At 38.3% G+C, this 256-nt stretch carries 1 protein-coding gene; it reads right to left on the minus strand.

Translation table 11 applies throughout. From position 1 onward, the window contains the following. Nucleotides 1-256, minus strand: a 256-nt coding sequence (locus tag ACFIN0_RS10085) for a thiamine phosphate synthase (protein ID WP_375702491.1), incomplete at both ends; no start/stop codon positions are given.

Raw genomic sequence — 256 nt, forward strand, 5'->3', positions numbered from 1 at the left:
TCAATCCACCAATACCCACTAAAGGTAAAGTACCAATCCGCTGTTTCCATTGTTTGATTTTTTCTAGCCCTTGAGGCTTCCATTTCATTTCTTTTAAAATTGTTGGATAAATAGGACCAAGAGCGATATAATCAGGATGAACAGAAAGTGCGATGTCCAATTCTCGGTTATCATGGGTACTAAGACCAAACTTTATACCATTTTTACGAATTGCGGCAAGGTCAGCATTGCTTAAGTCTTCTTGCCCAAGATGAAT

This window comes from Bartonella sp. AA89HNZF (assembly GCF_042196905.1).
GTDB lineage: Bacteria > Pseudomonadota > Alphaproteobacteria > Rhizobiales > Rhizobiaceae > Bartonella.